Annotated in this window: 19 protein-coding genes; 13 read left to right on the forward strand and 6 right to left on the reverse strand. The window is 38.5% G+C overall.

Features of this window, described 5'->3' with window-relative positions; translation table 11 throughout:
* Positions 1-43 precede the first annotated feature (43 nt).
* The 11 genes from ABFC98_05030 (at position 44) to ABFC98_05080 (ending at position 10182) form a co-directional block, all read left to right on the forward strand.
* Entirely contained in the window at positions 44-1354 is a 1311-nt protein-coding gene (locus ABFC98_05030) for a [Fe-Fe] hydrogenase large subunit C-terminal domain-containing protein (protein MEN6445391.1), read from the forward strand.
* The gene (locus tag ABFC98_05035) at positions 1341-1682 is read left to right on the forward strand and encodes a hypothetical protein (protein MEN6445392.1); all 342 of its coding nucleotides are present in this window, start codon (positions 1341-1343) and stop codon (positions 1680-1682) included. The genes ABFC98_05030 and ABFC98_05035 overlap by 14 nt, the downstream gene beginning before the upstream one ends.
* Before the next feature lie 13 nt (positions 1683-1695).
* Positions 1696-2433, forward strand: coding sequence for a PHP domain-containing protein (locus ABFC98_05040; GenBank protein MEN6445393.1), 738 nt, complete (start codon positions 1696-1698; stop codon positions 2431-2433).
* Positions 2434-2467: 34 nt separating this feature from the next.
* Positions 2468-2950, forward strand: a complete 483-nt coding sequence (locus tag ABFC98_05045; GenBank protein ID MEN6445394.1) for an NAD(P)H-dependent oxidoreductase subunit E — start codon at positions 2468-2470, stop codon at positions 2948-2950.
* A 13-nt stretch (positions 2951-2963) separates the two neighbouring features.
* Positions 2964-3533 carry an ATP-binding protein gene (locus tag ABFC98_05050; GenBank protein MEN6445395.1) on the forward strand — a complete coding sequence of 190 codons (570 nt, stop codon included), beginning with the start codon at positions 2964-2966 and terminating at the stop codon, positions 3531-3533.
* Positions 3533-3898: a (2Fe-2S) ferredoxin domain-containing protein gene (locus tag ABFC98_05055; GenBank protein MEN6445396.1), complete on the forward strand. Its 366-nt coding sequence runs from the start codon at positions 3533-3535 to the stop codon at positions 3896-3898. The genes ABFC98_05050 and ABFC98_05055 overlap by 1 nt, the downstream gene beginning before the upstream one ends.
* Before the next feature lie 15 nt (positions 3899-3913).
* A complete protein-coding gene (locus ABFC98_05060; protein ID MEN6445397.1) occupies positions 3914-5773 on the forward strand; it encodes an NADH-quinone oxidoreductase subunit NuoF in 1860 nt (619 codons plus the stop codon).
* Positions 5774-5785: 12 nt separating this feature from the next.
* Positions 5786-6244 (forward strand): NADH-quinone oxidoreductase subunit NuoE, encoded by a 459-nt coding sequence (gene nuoE / locus ABFC98_05065; protein MEN6445398.1) that lies wholly within the window; start codon positions 5786-5788, stop codon positions 6242-6244.
* Positions 6241-7803 carry an NADH-quinone oxidoreductase subunit NuoF gene (nuoF, locus tag ABFC98_05070; GenBank protein ID MEN6445399.1) on the forward strand — a complete coding sequence of 521 codons (1563 nt, stop codon included), beginning with the start codon at positions 6241-6243 and terminating at the stop codon, positions 7801-7803. The genes nuoE and nuoF overlap by 4 nt, the downstream gene beginning before the upstream one ends.
* A gap of 20 nt (positions 7804-7823) precedes the next feature.
* Positions 7824-9605 carry an NADH-dependent [FeFe] hydrogenase, group A6 gene (locus ABFC98_05075; protein ID MEN6445400.1) on the forward strand — a complete coding sequence of 594 codons (1782 nt, stop codon included), beginning with the start codon at positions 7824-7826 and terminating at the stop codon, positions 9603-9605.
* Between the two features lie 409 nt (positions 9606-10014).
* Positions 10015-10182, forward strand: coding sequence for a hypothetical protein (locus ABFC98_05080; protein MEN6445401.1), 168 nt, complete (start codon positions 10015-10017; stop codon positions 10180-10182).
* Between the two features lie 132 nt (positions 10183-10314).
* On the opposite strand, the gene ABFC98_05085 is transcribed toward ABFC98_05080, so the two are convergent.
* The 6 genes from ABFC98_05085 to ABFC98_05110 form a co-directional block, all read right to left on the reverse strand.
* Entirely contained in the window at positions 10315-12273 is a 1959-nt protein-coding gene (locus ABFC98_05085; GenBank protein MEN6445402.1) for a T9SS type A sorting domain-containing protein, read from the reverse strand.
* Positions 12274-12283: 10 nt separating this feature from the next.
* A complete protein-coding gene (locus tag ABFC98_05090) occupies positions 12284-14455 on the reverse strand; it encodes a hypothetical protein (protein ID MEN6445403.1) in 2172 nt (723 codons plus the stop codon).
* Positions 14456-14675: 220 nt separating this feature from the next.
* Positions 14676-16109: a glutamate--tRNA ligase gene (gene gltX / locus ABFC98_05095; GenBank protein MEN6445404.1), complete on the reverse strand. Its 1434-nt coding sequence runs from the start codon at positions 16107-16109 to the stop codon at positions 14676-14678.
* 19 nt (positions 16110-16128) lie between these two features.
* Positions 16129-16710 (reverse strand): hypothetical protein, encoded by a 582-nt coding sequence (locus ABFC98_05100; GenBank protein ID MEN6445405.1) that lies wholly within the window; start codon positions 16708-16710, stop codon positions 16129-16131.
* Entirely contained in the window at positions 16697-18160 is a 1464-nt protein-coding gene (locus ABFC98_05105) for an amidohydrolase (GenBank protein MEN6445406.1), read from the reverse strand. Before ABFC98_05105 ends, ABFC98_05100 begins: the two co-directional genes overlap by 14 nt.
* On the reverse strand, positions 18144-18749 hold the full coding sequence (locus tag ABFC98_05110; protein MEN6445407.1) for a Maf family protein: 606 nt from the start codon (positions 18747-18749) through the stop codon (positions 18144-18146). The genes ABFC98_05105 and ABFC98_05110 overlap by 17 nt, the downstream gene beginning before the upstream one ends.
* Positions 18750-18892: 143 nt before the next feature.
* Between ABFC98_05110 and serC the strand changes: the two genes are divergently transcribed.
* Both serC and folP read left to right on the forward strand, forming a co-directional pair.
* A complete protein-coding gene (gene serC / locus ABFC98_05115) occupies positions 18893-19978 on the forward strand; it encodes a 3-phosphoserine/phosphohydroxythreonine transaminase (protein ID MEN6445408.1) in 1086 nt (361 codons plus the stop codon).
* Positions 19979-20133: 155 nt separating this feature from the next.
* Positions 20134-20964 carry a dihydropteroate synthase gene (gene folP / locus ABFC98_05120; protein ID MEN6445409.1) on the forward strand — a complete coding sequence of 277 codons (831 nt, stop codon included), beginning with the start codon at positions 20134-20136 and terminating at the stop codon, positions 20962-20964.

Below are 20964 nucleotides of genomic sequence, written 5' to 3' on the forward strand. Positions count from 1 at the left end.
TACTTTAGTGGAAATAATAATTTTTTACTAAGATTTAGATATAATGGAAACTACATACTTTCATGCTCTGCAAATATTAGAGGATAATTGTACCGGTTGCACTGCCTGTGTTAGGGTTTGTCCTTCAGAAGCTATAAGAGTTCGTGATCATAAAGCTATTATAGACCCTTTTCGATGTATAGATTGCGGAAATTGCGTTAATGTATGCCGATTTCATGCTATCATACCGATGAGCGATCCTCTGGATATAATCTATAAATTCAAATATAAATTGGCGATCATATCCACTTCGTATTTTGGACAATTTACGGAAGACATCAGTTATGAGGTTGCCAAACAGGCAGTTTTAACACTTGGTTTTGATCAAGTGGCAGAAGAGGCGGCTGTAACGGATTTTATGATCAATGTGATCAGAGATTATGTACGGAAAAATCGTGCTAAAAGACCAATTTTAAGTAGTAACTGTCCGTCTGTAGTGCGCTTGATTCAGCTTAAATATCCTTCTTTATTACCCAACCTTTTTCATCAGGAAGCTCCAATGAGTATCTTAACCCGGTATTTTCGGGAAAAGATCAGCCAAAAAAATGGACTGGAAGAAAAAGATATCGGCATATTTTTAATTGTGCCTTGCATAGCACATGTAACTGCGGTTCATCAACCGGAAGGTGCTTATAAACATCTTCAGGATGGTGCTTTTTCCATCGGGATGATTTATGGTAGAATTAGGGATTCCATCAAACAACTACAAAACAATCCCGTAGAGATAGAGACATATCCAAAAGGTCTAACATGGGCTCTTTCTGGAGTGCAAGCAGATTTAGTTGATTGTGATGATATTCGGGCTCTTTCTGTAAACGGAGTGGAAAATGTGATGGAAATCCTTTCTCGCGTAGAAGATCATTACCTTGACCAGTATGATTACATTGTTTTACGAACCTGCACGAATGGTTGTGTAGGAGGTTGTTTGAATGTGGAAAATCCCTTTGTGGCGATGAGTAGAATAAAGAAGATGATAAAAGAAGGCAAGGAGAGGGATTTTGATACCAGCGAACTCTCCGAACTATATCAGAAAGGTGATTTTGCCGTTGTGCCGCTTGCCCCCAGACCAATAATGGAGCTGGACAAGGATATTAAAAAAGCAATTCAAAAAATGAAACAGATAAATGAAATCCTCACTATGCTTCCCGGGCTTGATTGTAGCGCTTGCGGTAGTCCTACTTGCTATGCATTAGCGGAAGATATAGTTTTAGGGAAAGCATCCATTGATGATTGCGTAGTTTTATTGAAGCGTCACAGCAAAGATAGCGAGGAAGAAGATAAACGAGATAAGGAAAAATCAAATGATCAATCTTAATGATTATGTTTTAGCCATTGAGGGAATAAATTTTACTCCTGCTTTAAAGCTTGATGGAATCAGTATTAACGGTGGCTATGTTTGTGATATGCTTAGCGATGTTATGGGCTCAGCCAAAGAAGGTCAGGTCTGGATCACGATTATGAAACACTTGAATGTTATTGCTGTTGCCTCTATGACGGGAATTCCCGCTATCCTTTTTGCAAAAGGTATTGAGCCGGAAAAAACGGTAGTCGATAAAGCGATCGAGGAAGGTATCATACTTATATCCAGTAAACTATCCACCTTTGATCTTGCCGGAATTCTATACAAAATGTTGCATTCTTGATTGATATTGCTAAATGCTTTCTCTTCGTTCCGATTTGCACATCCATTCGGTTTTATCTCCCTGCGGGGGATTGGAAATGTCTCCCACCGCGATAATTCAGCAGTTGAAATATTATGGAATAAAATGGATGGCGATAACGGATCATAACAGTATGGCAAACTGTTCGGCATATCAGAAAGTAGCAATGAGAGAAGGTGTTTACTTTACTTGGGGAGTGGAAATTCAAAGCGAGGAAGAAATTCATCTGCTTGCTTATTTTGATGATTCAGCAGCTGCTCTAAAATTCGATCAGGAACTTTATAACAGTTTATTACCTATAGATAATGACATTGATTATTGGGGAGACCAAGTTATCATTGACGAAAATGAGAACATTTTAAGAGTGGAACAACGCGCCTTGATAAATTCTTCACAATGGGATATAAATACAGTAGTGGAAAAGGTTGAGCAATATAATGGACTGGTAATTCCAGCTCATATCGATGCCAGTGTAAACAGTATCATAAGCCAGCTTGGTTTTATGCCTGCAGAACCTGAATTTCAGCTCTTTGGCATTACTGCAGGGCTGGATGCAGAAAAATGGCTTGCAGAAAACCCTTATTTTAAGGATAAGAGTTTATTGCGCTCTTCTGACGCTCATTATTTAAATGATCTGGGGAAGGGCTACAGCATCATAAATGTGGAAGATGCGTCAGTTAAAGAGCTTGTTTTGGCAGCGAAAGGTATGTCGGGACGCAGAATTTGGATTTAACAAAAAATATATTATATTATAATAAGGAGATAGTATGGCTTCCGCCACTCAAATGCAAAGTGAACAATATGCCCGTTTGAAGGAAGTGATTGAGGAAAAGAAAAAAATCCGCAATCCTTTAATTGAAATTCTACGCTCAGCGCAGGAAATTTTTGGTTACCTTCCTGTAGAAGTGCAGGAATTTATTGCGCAGGAATTAGATATTCCCGCAAATAAAATTTATGGAGTTGTTACTTTTTACAACTTTTTCTCTATGACTCCCCGCGGTAAATATACGCTGAATGTGTGTATGGGGACTGCTTGTTTTGTTAAAGGTGCACCGCATCTGGTTCAGATGCTTTCCAACCAATTAGGTATTCAAATGGGAGAGACAACCCAAGACGGACTTTTTACAATGAGTGCGGTTCGGTGTGTCGGTGCTTGTTCCTTGGCTCCTGTTTTTGTTATAGGAGAAGATACTTACGGCAGAATAGACAGTAAAGACAAGATTGCAGAAATAGTGCAACGCTATCACTGATTCGGGTTATTTAATGCAGGATATTTCCTTACACCTGTTGGATATCATAGAAAATTCGGTTCGAGCCAAAGCAAAAAACATTAAGATCAGAATTATCCGCAATATGCAAGAGAACATATTGCGGCTTATTGTAGAAGATGACGGCACGGGAATGGATGCTCAAACTTTAGAAAAAGCCCAAGACCCTTTTTATACTTCCAAAGTTGAACGAGAAAAGAAAGTAGGTTTGGGAATTCCGCTGGTAAAACAGAATGCAGAAGCCACTAACGGAAGTTTTAAAATGACCAGCGAACCTGGTTTTGGAACTGTATTAACGGTGGATTTTCAACTGAACCATATAGACAGAATGCCTCTGGGAAATCTGAAAGATACACTTTTAGGAGCCATTATAGGGCATCCGGAGGTAGATTTTACCATCAAGCTTATCAGTAACGAAGGTGGGGTGGAGAAGAGCTTCTTTTTTGAAACAACAGCTATAAAAGAAGAACTGGGAGACATTCCATTAACTTATCCCGATGTCATTGAATTTATAAATCAAACAATTTTAGAAGGAATACAAAATACAAATATGGAGGATGTCTGATGAAAACACTCGCAGACCTAAAAAAAATCCGTGAAAAAGCTCAGGAAGAAATGAAACTTCGCGGTGGAAACACACGCATCAAAGTAGTCGTTGGAATGGGAACCTCAGGAATTGCCATGGGTGCAAGAGAAGTTATGAAAACCTTTCTGGAAGAGATTGCCAATCGCAATTTAACAGATGTATTAGTTACGCAAACAGGAGAAAAAGGGCTTTCATCTTTGGAACCGGTTGTGGATGTAATTGAAGAAGGTAAGCCAAAAGTAACCTACGGAAATATGACTCCCGAAAAAGTTAAAAAGGTAGTTATTGAGCACATAGTAAATGGCAGAATCGTCTCCGATTATGTTGTTGCAACCGGTAACTGATTCTGGAGGGGAAAAATGTCGTTAAAACGTATTGACCTGTTAATCTGTTTTGGGTCAGGATGCTTAAGTGCTGGCGCGCAAAAGATTAAAGACCGCTTTTATGAGGTTTTACAGGCAAAAGGACTATCCAGTGAAATCAATATCATTGAAACAGGTTGTATGGGACCTTGTGATTATGGACCTGTTATGGTTATCTATCCGGAAGGGATTTTTTACAAGAAGGTTACCCCAGACGATGTGGAAGAGATTGTTAATGAACATTTTCTGAAAGGTCGTCCGGTTAAGCGCTTAATGATTCAGGATGAAGAAGATAAAACCTTTTTCACGCAAAAAGAAATTCCTTTTTACCAAAAACAGGTAAAAGTGGCGCTTGCCAATTGCGGTTTTATTGATCCTGAAAGTATTGAAGAATATATCGCCACAGGTGGTTATGAAGCATTGGGCACAGTGCTTACTACGATGACTCCTCAACAAGTTATTGATGTAATAAAAAAATCAGGACTGCGTGGAAGAGGCGGAGGTGGTTTTCCCACCCATTTAAAATGGCAGATGGTTCACGATAATTCATCACCCGAGAAGTACTTTATTTGTAACGGTGATGAAGGTGATCCAGGTGCTTTTATGGATAGAAGTTTACTGGAAGGAGATCCGCATCGCGTCTTGGAAGGAATGATGATTGCCGCTTATGCCATTGGAGCAAAAAATGGATATTTTTATATTCGCGCAGAGTATCCATTAGCCATTAAGCGGATTAAGATGGCAATAGAACAAGCAAAAAAAGCTGGTTTAGCCGGCAATAATATTTTCGGTAGTGATTTCAGTTTTGAAGCCGAAGTTAGAACAGGCGCAGGCGCTTTTGTTTGTGGAGAAGAAACAGCCCTTATTCAATCCATTGAAGGTCAGCGGGGAAATCCCACTCCCAAGCCACCTTATCCTGCCGTGCAAGGTTTATATAAGAAGCCCACGGTAGTGAATAATGTAGAGACCTTAGGTAATATACCTACCATTCTTTTGAAGGGAGCGGACTGGTTTGCTTCTATGGGAACCGAAACCAGCAAAGGAACCAAAGTTTTTGCCTTGACCGGTGATATTAAAAATACTGGGTTGGTGGAAGTTCCAATGGGAATTACTTTGCGTGAACTGATTTTTGATGTGGGCGGCGGCATTATTGGTGACCACAAATTTAAAGCAGTTCAATTAGGCGGTCCCAGTGGCGGTTGTTTAACAACTCAGCATTTAGATGTTCCCGTGGATTATGAGAGTTTAAAAGAGCGCGGAGCGATGATGGGTTCCGGTGGCGTCATTGTTATGAACGATGAAAAGTGTATGGTTAATGTCGCCAAGTTCTTTATGGATTTCTGCGTGGATGAATCCTGCGGAAAATGTTCTCCCTGTCGCATTGGTCTTAAACAAATGTTGGAAATATTAAAAAGAATAGATAGCGGTTATGGGAAAGAAGGGGATATTGAAGAATTACAACGCTTGGGAGAAACCATTTCCAAGCTTTCTTTATGCGGTTTGGGGCAAACGGCTCCCAATCCCGTTCTTTCTACAATTCGCTATTTTCGTGACGAATATGAAGCTCATATCCGAGATAAGAGCTGTGCCAACAAGGTCTGTCCCGATTTAATGCACTTTGAGATCAATAAGGATAAGTGCATAGGTTGTTCATTATGTTCTCGAAAATGCCCCGTTCAATGCATTTCGGGTAGCAGGGAAGAGAAATATACCATTAACCAACTACCCTGTATAAAGTGTGGCACTTGTATGGATGTATGCCCGGTTAAAGCCATAGCCAAAATCCCGGGGATGCATTCCGATGTAAAAGCCCAACGGGAAGCAGAGGAATTACAACAACAAAATCAAGAAGAATAAAGGAAAAGAGCTATGTTCAAAGAAATTTGTCAAAAATATGCTCCTCACAAGGATAATCTGATTCAGATTCTCCATGAAATTCAGGATACAGACCCTCAGCATTACATTTCCAGTGAAGCAGTGGATACTGTAGCCGAATATCTCCAAATTCCTGCCAATCATATTTATGGAGTCCTTACTTTCTACACTATGTATAGCACCAAACCCAGAGGTAAAAATATAATCCGCCTCTGTGAATCACCCCCTTGCTATATTAAGGGTTCGGAAAATATATTGCGCAAGCTTAAAGTTTTGTTGGGTGTAAATGTTGGCGAAACAACTAAGGATGGTCAATTCACACTTGAACTTTGTGCCTGCCTCGGTGTTTGTGGAAATGCACCTGTAATGATGATCAATGAAGATGTTTACGGTGATCTTACGGAAGAGAAAGTGGAAGAAATCATCGATAAGATCAGGGGGAATAGAAAATGAAGTATTATCGCAGTCATATCCTTGTCTCTGTAAATGAAACTTCTCTTGCAGCCGGTGTTCTGGATTTTATTTCTGCTCTGCGCAATGAATTAGCCAAAAATGACTTATCTGAAGAAATTAATGTATTGGAAACTGGTCCTTTAGGTTTCTTTGGAAGAGGAATTTGTTTAACTGTATATCCTGAAAACATTAATTATGAAGATGTTACTATAGAAGATATACCAGAATTGGTGCAGGAGCACTTTTTAAAAGGACGCCCGGTAAAACATCTAATGGTAGGTGTATCGGAAAAATTCAATCCGAAGTTCAACTATGAAAACCGGATTGTGTTACGCAATTCCGGAATAATAGATCCCGAAAATATAGATGACTATATTGGAGCTGGTGGTTATGAGGGTTTGGAAAAGGCCTTAACACAGATGAAACCAGTGGATGTTATTACCGAAGTAAAAAAATCTGGCCTTAAAGGAAGAGGGGGAGCAGCTTTTCCTACCGGACTTAAATGGAGCTTTACTTCCGTGCTTAATGTTCCTCAAAAGTATGTAGTTGTAAATGCCGATGAAGGGGAACCGGGAACTTTTAAAGACCGTTTAATTATGGAAGGAGATCCGCATCAATTACTGGAAGGAATTATGCTTTGTGCCTATGCAGTAGGTGCAAGTAAAGCATATATTTATATCAGAGGCGAATATAAACTTTGCATAGCTCGTTTAGAAAATGCCATCCGACAGGCATATCAATATGGTATTTTGGGTAAAAACATCTTTGAGAGTGGCTTTAATTTGGACATTGAAATCAAGATTGGAGCCGGTGCTTATGTTTGTGGAGAAGAAACAGCCCTAATTGAATCCCTGGAAGGTAACAGAGGAAATCCGCGTTGGAAACCACCTTTTCCGGGTGTTGAGGGCTTGTGGAAATCTCCTACGGTAGTAAATAATGTAGAGACCCTTGCCAATGTTCCTTTCATTATTGCCAAAGGCGCCGATGAATATCTGAAATATGGAACCAAAGAATGCCCTGGAACCAAGGTCTATACAATACTTGGAGATGTTGCTTATCCCGGCCTTTGTGAAGTGGATATGGGATCAACCTTAAGAACTATCATCAACGATTACGCGGGTGGTATGCGCAAAGGTTTTCGATTCAAGGCAGCATTAGTGGGTGGAGCAGCAGGTGTTATTCTTCCTGACCGCCTTTTGGATGTCAAAATGGATTTCACCAGTTTGAATCAATATTCAGCTGTTTTAGGCAGTGGAGCGATTTTAGTGTTGAATGAACATCAGAGTATAGTTGATTTGCTCTGGAGCATTTTGCGTTTCTTCCGTCATGAGTCCTGTGGCAAATGTTCTCCTTGCAAAAATGGAACTCAGCAATTGTATCAATTGATGTCTAAAATCCGTAAGGGTAATGGAACTATGGAAGATGTAGATTTGATGCTTTTGATAGCGGAAACAATGCAACAAACTTCTTTCTGTGCCTTAGGACAATCGCCGATTATGCCAATTCGCAGCGCTATTGAAAATTTTCCCGATGAATTCATTGCAATAACAAAAAAGTAAAAAATAAGAGGATTGATATTATGGCTAAAACAGTAAATATCATTATAGACGGTCACAATCTGGAAGTTCCGGACACAATGACTATTATTGAAGCAGCGGATAAAAACGGAATTTATATTCCTCGTTTGTGTTACCACCCCGATTTATCTCCCACAGGTAATTGCGGAGTTTGTGTAGTAGAAATTTCAGGAAACCCTACTCCCAAACGTGCTTGTTGCACTCCTGTGGCTGAAGGTATGAAAATTGTCACCAATTCTAAAAAACTGCGCGCTTATCGTAAAACAGTTGTAGAATTGATTCTATCCAATCATGAAGTAACCTGCCCAACCTGTTCCGCCAATAATAAATGTGAATTACAATCACTGGCAAATAATCTGGGTGTGGATCCCGATGCTTTACCCAATATTTTGGTTAAAAAACCTGCGGATGAATCCAGCTTATCCATTGTTAGAGACACTAACAAATGTATTGCCTGTGGGCGTTGCATAACCGTTTGTAACGAAGTTCAAACCGTTTATGCACTCACTTTTGCCGAACGCGGAATTGATACACATATTGACACTGCCTTCAGTAAAGGGATGGCAAATAGTCCTTGTGTTAATTGTGGACAGTGTACAGTTTATTGTCCCACCGGTGCATTGCACGAAAGAAGTGAACTGGATGCCGTTTGGGAAGCTATTTTAGATCCCGATAAGCATGTAATAGTTCAAGAAGCGCCTTCCATTCGTGTTTCTTTGGGAGAAGAATTTGGGATGCCTTTTGGCAGTGTAACTCCTAAAAAAATGTATGCCGCTTTGCGTAAAATTGGCTTTGATTCAGTTATGGACACTAATTTTACCGCCGATTTAACCATTATGGAAGAAGGAACGGAATGTGTAACCAAACTGAAAGCGGGAGAAAAAAGACCGCTTATTACATCTTGTTCTCCTGGCTGGATTAAATTTATGGAGACCTACTATCCCGATTTAGCAGATTGCGTTTCCACGGCAAAATCCCCAATGAGTATGTTTGGAGTTCTTTCCAAAACCTATTATGCCAAGGAAAAAGGCATTGATCCTGCCAATATTGTTTCGGTTGCCATTATGCCTTGCACAGCGAAAAAATTTGAGGCACGGCGTCCGGAAATGCGTGATAGCGGATATCAAGATACCGATTATGTTTTAACCACGCGTGAGTTTATTCGGATGATCAAAGAAGCAGGCATTGATTTTGCCAATATTCCAGACGAAGAACCCGATGAAGGAATGAGCTTTTATACAGGCGCTGGAACCATTTTTGGAGCCACCGGCGGCGTTATGGAAGCTGCAATTAGAAGTGCTTACTTTTTGGTAACGGGAACTGATTTACAAGATGTGGAAATTGCTGCCGTGCGTGGATTGGAAGGAGTTAAAGAAGCATCAATTGATGTTCCCGGTTTTGGCAAAGTAAATGTAGCGGTCGCTCATGGGCTTTCCAATGCCAGAAAATTGCTGGATAAAGTGCGTGAAGGCCTTGCCACCAAAGGTGAATCTCCTTGGCATTTTATTGAAATTATGGCTTGTCCCGGTGGTTGTGTAGGTGGCGGAGGCCAACCTTATGGCAATGATATCGCTTCCAGAGCAAGAAGAGGTCTGGCTTTATACGAAGAAGATCGCAATCTTCCCGTCAGAATGTCTCATCATAACCCCGAAGTTCTAAAAGTATATGAAAAATTCTTAGGTGAGCCCAATTCCAAACTTGCCCTTAAACTTTTACATACGCATTATTTTAAGCGTTCAGTTTTCAACGGACAAGTAACTGAGGAACTCACTCACAAACACTAATAACCCTAAAATATAAACCCCATTAAAGAGGCGGAAGGTTTGTTCTTTCCGTCTCTTTTGTTTTTTTGAACATAGTATTTGGAGCAAAATAGGTAAATGGTTGTTATCTTTTTCTAATAGTTCCCAGCATACAAAAAAATAATGTCCGTGTTTCTTTACCGATGGGGAGTTCTGTCTTCCAGAGAATAAAATCAATAGGCAATAAAATCATTGGAATTATCTATGTTCGCATTAACGGTGTAGCGATGATACATTTCTTTTAGGATTGTTTCTTGATTCATTTTCTTCACCAGCTAATTGTGCCTTTTTGCGTATTTTTACAAATCAACCCATCCTACCTACTACAAACGCATATACAGCCGGTATCCATCCCGTATCCATCCGTTATTCGATACGGGATGGATACGGGATGCTCATTAGCAATGTATGGGAAGCGAGCAGGGATGCTCTTATCAACTATCTTGCCAAATGTTTACTTACTAAACAAAGATACTTGAGAAATTACCAATGCTCTGCAAGAAAGGTGGCTGCAACTTTCCAATGCACTGCAATGTATTATTGTCCTTATGGGAAATGATTGTTATTAGCTCAGAAATCTCTCCTAAAAGTGAAAAAAATCAAAGGTGTGAAGAACTCTCAATTTGCATTATCTTTGATTTTAACTTGTCAATCTCTTGGCTTTTCGGCTGCCCAACAACTTTCACCTCTTTTATTTTAGCATTAGCATTTTTCTAACCAAGGTTTTGTCCTTTGTTTGCAGTTTATAAAAATAGACGCCACTGGCACAATCATAATTGTTATTGTCTTTTCCGTTCCAAAGGACAGTGTGCATACCACTTTCGGCAAATCCTTGAAATAGAGTTTTAACCCTTTGTCCTTTTAGGTTATATATATCAACGGATACCTCTGAGGGTTCGCTAAGCGAGAATTGAATATGGGTTTCCGGATTAAAAGGATTGGGATAATTATACAAAGCCAAAAGAGGAATTTGGACTTCATCTGAAATATCCACCATCTGAGTGTAATTAACAGTTTGGGATCTGCTTTCCAAGTATATCTCATCAACACCGGAGTTATAAACGGAGGCAAGTTTTACTTCATACCAGTCCTGAGGGTTGATAGCGGAGATTGTATAGTTATGAGCATTTCCAGGTAGTGAAATTTCCTCCCAATCGGAAGGGCTATCCACAAGTTTATATTTCACGATAAAATTATCAGGTGCACTGTATGAAGTCCAGAATAAGTTAAATCCCGTTGTTTCTGAAGGAGTAATTCTATACAGATAAGGCAGACAAGGTGTTTGAGCAACATCACCAAGATTAAAATCGTTATTGATAAAATTTTCCCAAAACAGGCAGCGGGTTCTCAATTCATCCAAAGATGTCCCTGTGAAATATACAGAATAATAAACCAAACTCTCGGAAGGAGCAAGACACAATCTTCCTTCCGGAAATTCTATCTCAGAAGGTTGAGTTCCATAGAGGCAATTTAAAAACCTGGTATCATTTCCGACAGGTTGTTCATAATAATCAGTTCCTGTTTGGGGATAACGCAACAAAAGATTATAAGTTGAATCGGGGTTTCTACCTGTAGCCAGATAGTATTTTTCATTTGCTGTTCTTTTGGTCGGATTCAGATTACGGGGATTTGAATCATCAGGACCTTGTCCCATTCTCCAATACCAACAGCTATGTTTAGCATTAAATTCGGGAATAATTAATTTGGATCCCAACATTAATGAACTGGAACCATTATCTCCATCCCAGTCACGACTGTAAGCAAATTCATAGTTTCCCATCACATAGCCCGAAACATCATCCTTATATCCGTTTGCACTTTGTCCTTCAGGATAAATATCACAATCTATAAATTCGGATATAGCCAAATCAAATAAAGTATCAACTTCATTTGTATTGATAATAGTATTGCGAATAATGATGGCATCGGCATAATTTTGCAGGGGCCAGGAAAAACTTTCCCTGTGAATGGCAAGACCCAAAGAAATATGTTGATTATAAATGGAATTAGAGCCCCAATCCCTTTCTCCTACAGTTCCAAAAGGACAATAATCATAATAATAAGCAGAAAGGGTTTCAAAACCGGGAGTAGTAAAAGAGGTCTGTTGCGGAATACTGAAACAATAAGTTCCTAAAGGATCGGGAATTTGAAATTCAGAGGGAGCCGGATAACCTAAGATAGAATTTAAAACCCTATCTTCTTCATTATATATATCATATTGCACTGTCGGATTAAACTGGCTCAGGCAATTATAAGCAGGTAGAAACTCCGTTAAATCGTAATCGCCGTCATAAGCAACTGTGGAAAGTGTATCTGTAACTACCAGCAAATTTGGATTCCAAAGAGGATCATTTTCCGTAACCATTTGATCATTTCCAGGACCGGGTATGGGGGAAAGCCAATACAATAATTGATTGACATTATTTCTGCGATATTTTTTGGCAGAAATCCACTGCCCGCTTTGAGACATTAAATTCATTCCAGAATAAGGATTATGCAAATTTGAGAGAGATCCATTATTATAAACATTAAGTGAAAGTAAGCCGGCATTATGGGTTTCATAATTTACGCTTTTTGCCTCTGAGGGTTTGGTTTGGCCAAACAAAAGGACAACGGCAAGAAGTAGGATCAAGATTATATAGTGCTTCATTTTATCGTCCTTATAAAGGTTCATTATTGATCATATTGCTAAATAAATTCTGTAAAGCGATTGCTGTTTCCGTTTGATTCATATAGGATAAAGGGAAACCAAAAACTGCTACTTTTCCAGTTCCGCTGTTATAAGAATAGCCAACAAATTTGGATGAATAAAAATTAAACTGCTCTTGCGTAGGAAGATAAACTTCTGAATTTACAGGTTTGCAGCCGAACTGATAGAGAAAATCCACACTGTTTGAGGGCTCAAAATAAAGAACTTTCCCCAAACCCTGACGCGACTGGACAGTATTATTAAAAGGATTGGTCAGATTAAGAGCAATATTATTCATTCCATTTAAGCTCAAAGCGTTGATAAAAAACCAATCATTACCGGAATTAGCATAGTTGGTTATGCTATTCAGCCCAAGTTTTTCGGTTAACATAGAACCATTTTCCAGGAAATAGTTAAAAGCAGTATTTAATTTACCAGTTCCGCTAATGATCAAATTTCCGCCATTCTGTAGATAAATATATAAGGCATCGCTATTAAAATTCAACTTGCTATTCCAGCTATAGTTATCCGAATGCCATAAAACGGCTTTATAATTTTGTAATAAGGTGGCAGATATGTAATTGGCTGTATCTTCGGCCAATCCATCAAATACTTGGACAGGACCAAAAGTATTAGGAACTACCGCATTGTAAAAATTATTCACATATATTTCAGGGGAAATAGAAACATTGTTTATAGAATCATCAACAATCAGGATTCCAGAGCGGGAAGCAGCAGGTTTATAATCGCTCAGCAAAATAGAAATTACGGCTGGATCACTTATGGCACCTTGCAAATCTACGGCACAAACTTTGAAAGTATGCAAGCCACTGGCTAAACCTTGAAAAGTATAATGGCGGGAATTATCATCTAAATTTCTAATCCTCAACCAATTTTGTCCATCGTGAGTAACAACCTCAGAATGAAGAAACTGATAAGCGGGGGGAAAAGAATTATTATCCCAACTTAGATCGTAATAGGCAACTCTGCTTCCATAATTATAAGAATCGGCATTCAGGCAATCATTGCATTCTTTTATAGTTGGGCTGGGGAAAGAATAATCCGTATAATAAACAGTATTCTCAGGTATATAACAATACAAACCTTTATGCGCCCAACGCAATTGAAGCTTAAAATCAGCCGAATTTATCGCTTCAAAACCATTGTCAGTTTGCCATAACCGTCTGTTTAAATGGTTCGGAACATTGCTTTCAATAATATCGGAAGGTATCAATAAATCCTTTGGGCAGACATTATAATGATATGTTCCTAAACCTACTACTGCATTGGGACAAATAAGTGCTACCGGTCTGTATCCGGAATTAACTCTGAAATAAACGGTATGATGATTTGCCTCTTCAATACCCTGTCTGCTGACTACATAACTTTCAAATTGGGTATATGTATTTGTGTCAGCAGTTAAAGCTGGTTCACTGTTGGCATTTAAAATTACTTTTCTAAAATCAGGAAAAGTAACACTGTTATACCATATTCCAGATTCTATTATCTGTAAATTATTATCCAATTTGTTTATCCGGAAACAATAATGATCGGCGTAAAGCCCTTCTACAAAAACATCGGATATGGATTCCTGCAAAGAAAATTCAATTCCAGCACCGGTAATGGAACCGTCGGGAAAAGGAACAGTTATTTGGCTTCCAAGCAAACGATTACTTTTTAAAGATGTCTGAAGTTCTTCTATGGAACCGGAATCCTTTTTAACCTGAACCTGAACTTGAACAATTAAATTATTGATTTTTCCCTCGCTGGAAGGAAAATCAAATTGCAAATTTCTTTGCTGCGTCCAGATAGTTCTATGATTTCCTGGCTCAGAAAGGGGAATGGAATTATCCGTTCCTGTAGTTTGGAAAAACAACCAGCCCTCGGAATCGGCAAAATAACCTTCCGGAAGTTCACCTTGATAAGTTATTAACTTATAAGCAAAAAAGTCGTTATTCTCTGTATTGGAAATTACGATGTTTTGTTGGTAGAGATATTCACCATCGGCAAGAGGAATTTTATCTTCTTGGATGCTGAGAGGATCAAAACTTTCTGCTAATGGACTTAACAAACTTTTTTCTTGGCAAGCGCCCAAAAAAAACAGTAAGGTTAGGACACCCATTAGTTTTAAGAACTTAAACATAATATCTCCTTATTTACTTATATGATAAGCAACTTTTATCAATAGGCAACTATAAAATAGCTAAAGCACACTGATAAGCTCTCTTGCTTTGTTGGTAACAATTGCCTATCTTATAGTTTACCTATCTGTATTTTTATTTACGCTCCTTTTTCTAAAATAATGGTAGCATATCCATATAGTTGTAATAATGCCGTATTTGTTCATTCACCAATACATTAGTTCATTTGGTTAAAAATTGTTGTATCCTTTTAAGAGCTTCTTCCTTTCCCAAAATGGCAATTGTGGCATTCAACTCAGGCCCATGCTGTTGATGAATTAATGCCAAACGAATAGGCGTATAATATGCTTTTCCTTTCAATCCGAGTTCGGCAATTCCTTTATTGATAAGCTGTTGAATTGAATCCATATCCCATAATGCAAGGGAGGAAAGGTTTTGAGAAAACCAAGCAAGAACTTTTTGAGCATCCGGAGTTAATAATGTTTTTACATCTTCATCCTTTAACTCCTCAGGTTGATAAAAAATTCTGCAATAATCTACAATTTCGTTTAGTAAAGTGCATCTTTCGCGAGCTACGGCAATAGCAAGCTGGTATTTATTTTCATCGCTAAGATCATATCCCTTTTCTAAAAAAAAGGGTTTACAACGCATAGCTATATCTTCTACAGGGAGTGAATGTAAATATTGTCCGTTCATCCAATCCAGCTTGGTTAAATCAAATATGGCTCCCGCCTTATTTACTTTTTCCAAGGAAAAGACATTGCAAAGTTCATCAAGGGTAAAAAGTTCGCGGTCATCAGAAGGATGCCAACCCAGTAAGGCAACAAAATTGATTAGTGCTTCTTTCAGATAACCCTTTGCTAAATAGCTATCTACGGATACATCATTCATCCTTTTACTCAATTTTGTGCGGTCAGGATTTAGAATTAAAGGAAGATGCACCCATTCAGGACATTCCCAGCCCAAACATTCATACAAATAAATATGTTTGGGAGTGCTGGAAAGCCATTCTTCTCCTCGGATTATATGAGAAATTTGCATAAAATGATCATCTACCACAGCTGCCAAATGATAGGTTGGAAAACCGTCACTTTTTAGTAAGACCTGATCGTCGGACTGGTTGGAATCCATTTCCACTTCACCGCGAATCAGATCATTGAATTGAAATTTGCGATTATCAGGCATTTTTAACCGAATAACATACTTTTCTCCGGCGGCTATTTTTTGTTCTATTTCGGATTTAGTTAAGGATAAACAGCGGCGGTCATATTTTACAAATTCACCTTTAGATTGTTGTTCTTCGCGCATTTTAGTTAAGGTCTCAGGGGAACAAAAACAAGGATAAGCAATCCCTGAATCTAATAAACGCTGTGCTTGTTCTTGATATAAAGATAAGCGTTCGGATTGAATATAGGGGGCAAATTTGCCTTCTTTTCCAGGCCCTTCATCGTAATTTAATCCTAAGGCATTCAAAGTGTTAATCAAGTTCTCAATCGCTCCCGGAACTTGTCTGCTTTTATCTGTGTCTTCTATGCGTAAAATAAATGTTCCCTTTTCTTTATGGGCAAAGAGGTAATTATATAGGGCAGTTCTTAAACCACCTATATGTAAATAACCAGTTGGGCTGGGGGCAAAACGAACACGGATTTCTTTCATTCTATTATAACTCCAGATATTATTTCAATAATGTTTCAATGTTATCATAAAAATCGTATTTCAGAACCCGGTATTTAGGATTATACAGAGTTCTATAGTGGTTGGAATGTCTGGGAATTTGTTTGCTTTCTGCCATATTATTTACGGCCTTCCAGTCGGCAAGGTCAAAATCAATCAATTCTTTAATAATGGGCGTAACAGCTAACCATTTCTCGGTGATATTAATAAAATTGATATCTTCGGTAACGGACTCCTGCATCATTTCTGCCAGCAAAAAGGATTTGCGATATATTTCACTAAAAATCCGTCGATCAGATACATCTCCCTTTAGAACTAAACAATCCAAACTAAGACGGAAAAATCCTTTGCCATTGCCTATATCCTGTTTAAGGGGTTGATATGGTTCCGAGTGTAATAACATTTCAGTTAATATATTTTTTGCTGCCTCATCAGTATCCGAAATTATATGTGCAGGTCCCAAATATGCTTGAAAAACAAGTTTGTAGATATCAATAAGTTGCAATTCAGGGTGAAATACTAATTCCCGCTTAATGATTTGTTTGATATCAGCAGCGCTGATAATAGTGTCAGATAGCTGCATATTGGATTATTCCGTTGCTTAAGATAAATTGCAATTGTGCAGATTCGTCTTCGATCGGGTTTGAATAAACTGACAAATCTGCTACATACCCTTTTTGGATTTGGCCGTAAGTCATTTCTTCTTTATTCAACCAAGCAGCATTTTTAGTGTAAAGGTCAATTGCCTGAGCAATAGTTAAACGCTCACAAGGATTATGATGATTGAGCGCTGCCCTAATTGATAATGCTGCATTTAAAGGAGTTATATACCAGTCCGAACCTCCGGTGATAGTAACTCCCATACTAATAAAAGTAGCAAAGCGGTTCATTATTTGGCTGCGGTTTTTGCCTAATTTCTTAGCATAAAAGCCATTTTCCCCTCCCCATAAAAGATCAAAATTGGGTTGCATAACAGGGACTGCTCCGGAGGAAACAATATCGGCAACTAATTCATTAGGTGTAAGTTCACAGTGGATGAGCTCGTGGCGTAAATCCCTTGTCTCGGGAATATTCTTATAAACATCGTTAATTTGTTTGATGGCTCTATCGCCAATGCAATGAATGGCTACTTGGAGCTGATGTTTGCTTGCCTCAGAAATTAAATTCTGCCAGAATTCATCGCTTTGATAAAGAACTCCCCGGGAATTAGTATTTAAATATGGTTCAGATAAAGCAGCCGTTTCTGAACCAATGGAGCCATCAGCTAAAATACAACCGCCAATTCTTTTCGCGCCTGCATCCAAAGCGGATTTAAGATTGAAGGATTGAGGATATAGAATAAAGCGCAAGGGAAATTGGTCTAAATTATTTCTAATCAATTCATAGTGCGTAATACTGTTATCGGCATCGCCAATCATAGTATGCAAAGAAGTAAAACCTGCCTGTAAACCGATTTTGGCGGCTGCCTGATAAGCATCTAAAATTGCTTCGTCTGGTAAGCGTTTATGGAAAAAATGAACGGCACAATCATTATCAGCTCCCCGTAAGATTTCTTCTTTAGTATTCAAACTCGTAACCAAATTTCGGGCAAAAGAATTGAGCGAACAGGAATGACCGTCTATTCTTCTTAAAATCAATGCTTTGTCAGGAACAGCAGTATTTAGTTCTGTTAGAGTGGGAAACCGCTTTTCTTTTAACAATGTTTCATCCAATTGCCAGGCAAAAATGAATTCGTCCTTTGTCTTTTGGGAATTTGCTTCCGAAAGCAGAGCCAGGATGTCTTCTATACTTTTAGCAGTGGATAAATCCACTCCCAAAGAATATAATCCCCCTTCAAAACTATGAGTGTGCGTATCTATAAAACCGGGGTAAGCATAAGCACCGTTAAAATCAGTGGCTGAGATATGTTCATAAAGGTGGGGCAGAGGAAATGGTAAAATTTCCCAAATACTACCATCTTCCACTAACAAACATTTAGGTTCGTTAGTAAATTTCCCCTCCTGCCAAAGATATAGGTTAGCTAATATTTTCATTGTATTCCTTTTGCAAAATGGTAGTTAGCATTTCATAAAATTTACGCACAGGAAAGCCCATAACATTAAAATAACAGCCATCTACCTTTTCAATAAATTGTGCGCCATAACCTTGAATGCCATAAGCACCTGCTTTATCCATTGGCTCTCCTGTTTCTATATAGGCATTAATTTCTGCATCCGATAGGTTGGCAAAATGGACTAAGGTCCGCTCACAACTTACATCTCTCATCCCGTTATAATCTATACATAAACTGGTATAAACAAAGTGCGTTTTCCCTGCCAGTAATTTCAGAAATTTGCTTGCTTCTTCTTCGTTTGAGGGCTTACCCAATATATGACTATCGATGGCAACCAAAGTATCCGCAGCCACGATTAATGCATCATTAGTTACTTTCGCTTTTACAACATCAGCTTTCTGGGAAGCATTTCGCTTTGCTTGTATCTCTGGATTTTCCTGGGTGATGATTTCGTTTATATCTGCAGGGATAATATAAGCAGAAATTCCCAGTAATGCAAAAATTTCTTTTCTGCGCGGTGAAGCGGAAGCAAGAATTACTTTTTTATTGCGTAACAATTTATGTATCATAATCTTATACCTTTATTGCCTATTATTGGAGATAGCTGTGAAGTCAATATTTTTTTAAACTATGCAAAAAATAACTTGCCTGAAAGCTTGGTATTAGAAAGTATTGTTTTAGGATAAGAAAAAATATATACAGGAGGATACAAATGGAACGCGTACATAACTTTAACGCAGGTCCAGCCGTTTTGCCTGAAGAAGTTTTAAGAGAAGCACAGGCAGACCTTTTTAATTACAAAGGGATGGGTCTTTCCGTTATGGAAATGAGCCATCGCAGTAAAGAATATGAAGCAATCATAAACGAAGCCCGTAATGCTGCAAAAAGAATTTACGGTCTGGATGATGATTGGGATGTCCTTTTTTTGCATGGAGGAGCCAGCTTACAATTCTTGATGGTTCCACTTAACTTTATTCCGGAAGGGAAAATTGCCAATTATATTCATACTGGTGTATGGAGTAAGAAAGCAATGAAAGAAGTAAAAAATCTGAATAAGCCGGTTCATATTGCAGCCAGTTCAGAAGATAAGAGTTTCAGCTATATTCCCAAAACTTGGCAGCTATCCGAAAATCCTGCCTACTTACATATCACAACAAATAACACTATTTACGGAACGGAGTGGAAAACAGATCCTGATGTTCCTGAAGGTATTCCTTTGATTGCTGATATGAGCTCAAACTTTATGAGTAAACCTGTCGATATTAATAAATACAGTTTAGTTTATGCCGGCGCTCAGAAAAATGTAGGTCCCGCTGGTTGTGCAGTTGTTTTAGTTAAAAAGGATTTTCTGGCTACGGGAAAAACAAACCTTCCTTCTATGCTGGATTATCAGTTGCATGCCAAAAATGAAAGTATGTATAATACGCCTCCCTGCTTTACCATTTATATGATTGGACTGGTTTTGAAGTGGATTGAAAATTACGGTGGACTTACCAAGATTGAACAGAATAACAAAGAAAAGGCAAAATATATCTATGATGCCATCGATGCTTCAGACGGTTTTTATAAAGGAACAGTTGTTCCGGAGGACCGTTCATTGATGAATATCACTTTCCGCCTTCCCAGCGAAGAATTGGAGACCCTTTTCATTAGTGAAGCAAAGAAAAATGGAATGATAGGTTTAAAAGGTCATCGCGATGTAGGTGGCTGCCGCGCATCTTGTTATAATGCTCTTCCTCTTAATGCCGCTTACGATTTAGCTGCCTTTATGAGGACTTTCCAAAAGCAGAATGGATAGTTACCGTTCTACAAAACCTTAAGTTAATTATGCTGCTGGAGTGTCTAATATATGGCCCTGCAGCAGCAAATGTTATGTCTTCTCAAACAAATTATTTTCTGTTTCTATGTTAAATTTAATGACAAAATATTATCTCTTTAGTGGATTATTTGATAATGCTTAATATATGCTTGCCTAATCGTTTTCCCGCTTTGATGGGAATTTTAAATATCACCGATGACTCCTTTTCGGATGGAACTCTGTATTTGAATAGTGCCCTGGCGTTAAAACACACGGAAGAAATGATTTCCGAGGGAGCAGAGTATATTGATATAGGCGCTGAATCAACTCGTCCCGGTTCTTTACCCGTTAAGGCAGAAATACAATTGGAAAGGATTGTTCCCATATTAAGTGCATTAAAGGAAAAGTATGATCGGATTGTTTTTTCCGTAGATACTCAAAATACCGCCGTAGCTGAAAAAGCAATCGAATTGGGCGCTTCCATCATCAATGATATATCAGCACTTAGAACTGATCCTGAAATGGCAGATTTACTTGCTGAGAATCCTTCCGTAAAAGTTATTTTAATGCATATGCAAGGGATTCCACGCACGATGCAATTAAATCCTGTTTATAACGATGTGTTGGCTGAAATAAAGGATTTTTTTCGGGAGCGGATTGATTTTTGCCTTGCCAAAGGAATTAAGAAAGAGAACATAATACTGGATCCGGGTATCGGTTTTGGTAAAACACTGCAGCATAATTTAACTATTCTTGCCAATTGTAACACATTTAAGGAATTTGATTTACCTATAGTTATCGGTGCCAGTCGCAAAAGTTTTATCAATAATATTATGCCTTCACTCCCTTTACAAAGAATAGGTGGATGTCTTGCCGCTGCCTATGCATCTGCTTGTAATGATATTGATATACTTAGAGTGCATGACATTTTGGTCCATAAGCAATTCTTTGCTGTCTTATCTGCCATTGGCAAAGCCGGAAGTTAA

Source organism: Candidatus Cloacimonas sp., from assembly GCA_039680785.1.
In the GTDB taxonomy this organism is placed as follows: Bacteria; Cloacimonadota; Cloacimonadia; order Cloacimonadales; family Cloacimonadaceae; genus Cloacimonas.

What these genes read in the sequence shown, in the direction of transcription:
- ABFC98_05050 (MEN6445395.1), top strand. Translation starts at nt 2,964, where the DNA reads ATGCAGGATATTTCCTTACACCTGTTGGATATCATAGAAAATTCGGTT.
- ABFC98_05090 (MEN6445403.1), bottom strand. Translation starts at nt 14,455, where the DNA reads ATGTTTAAGTTCTTAAAACTAATGGGTGTCCTAACCTTACTGTTTTTT.
- ABFC98_05045 (MEN6445394.1), top strand. Translation starts at nt 2,468, where the DNA reads ATGGCTTCCGCCACTCAAATGCAAAGTGAACAATATGCCCGTTTGAAG.
- serC (MEN6445408.1), top strand. Translation starts at nt 18,893, where the DNA reads ATGGAACGCGTACATAACTTTAACGCAGGTCCAGCCGTTTTGCCTGAA.
- gltX (MEN6445404.1), bottom strand. Translation starts at nt 16,109, where the DNA reads ATGAAAGAAATCCGTGTTCGTTTTGCCCCCAGCCCAACTGGTTATTTA.
- ABFC98_05060 (MEN6445397.1), top strand. Translation starts at nt 3,914, where the DNA reads ATGTCGTTAAAACGTATTGACCTGTTAATCTGTTTTGGGTCAGGATGC.
- ABFC98_05030 (MEN6445391.1), top strand. Translation starts at nt 44, where the DNA reads ATGGAAACTACATACTTTCATGCTCTGCAAATATTAGAGGATAATTGT.
- folP (MEN6445409.1), top strand. Translation starts at nt 20,134, where the DNA reads ATGCTTAATATATGCTTGCCTAATCGTTTTCCCGCTTTGATGGGAATT.
- ABFC98_05100 (MEN6445405.1), bottom strand. Translation starts at nt 16,710, where the DNA reads ATGCAGCTATCTGACACTATTATCAGCGCTGCTGATATCAAACAAATC.
- ABFC98_05035 (MEN6445392.1), top strand. Translation starts at nt 1,341, where the DNA reads ATGATCAATCTTAATGATTATGTTTTAGCCATTGAGGGAATAAATTTT.
- ABFC98_05055 (MEN6445396.1), top strand. Translation starts at nt 3,533, where the DNA reads ATGAAAACACTCGCAGACCTAAAAAAAATCCGTGAAAAAGCTCAGGAA.
- ABFC98_05080 (MEN6445401.1), top strand. Translation starts at nt 10,015, where the DNA reads ATGCTCATTAGCAATGTATGGGAAGCGAGCAGGGATGCTCTTATCAAC.
- ABFC98_05110 (MEN6445407.1), bottom strand. Translation starts at nt 18,749, where the DNA reads ATGATACATAAATTGTTACGCAATAAAAAAGTAATTCTTGCTTCCGCT.
- nuoF (MEN6445399.1), top strand. Translation starts at nt 6,241, where the DNA reads ATGAAGTATTATCGCAGTCATATCCTTGTCTCTGTAAATGAAACTTCT.
- nuoE (MEN6445398.1), top strand. Translation starts at nt 5,786, where the DNA reads ATGTTCAAAGAAATTTGTCAAAAATATGCTCCTCACAAGGATAATCTG.
- ABFC98_05075 (MEN6445400.1), top strand. Translation starts at nt 7,824, where the DNA reads ATGGCTAAAACAGTAAATATCATTATAGACGGTCACAATCTGGAAGTT.
- ABFC98_05040 (MEN6445393.1), top strand. Translation starts at nt 1,696, where the DNA reads ATGCTTTCTCTTCGTTCCGATTTGCACATCCATTCGGTTTTATCTCCC.
- ABFC98_05085 (MEN6445402.1), bottom strand. Translation starts at nt 12,273, where the DNA reads ATGAAGCACTATATAATCTTGATCCTACTTCTTGCCGTTGTCCTTTTG.
- ABFC98_05105 (MEN6445406.1), bottom strand. Translation starts at nt 18,160, where the DNA reads ATGAAAATATTAGCTAACCTATATCTTTGGCAGGAGGGGAAATTTACT.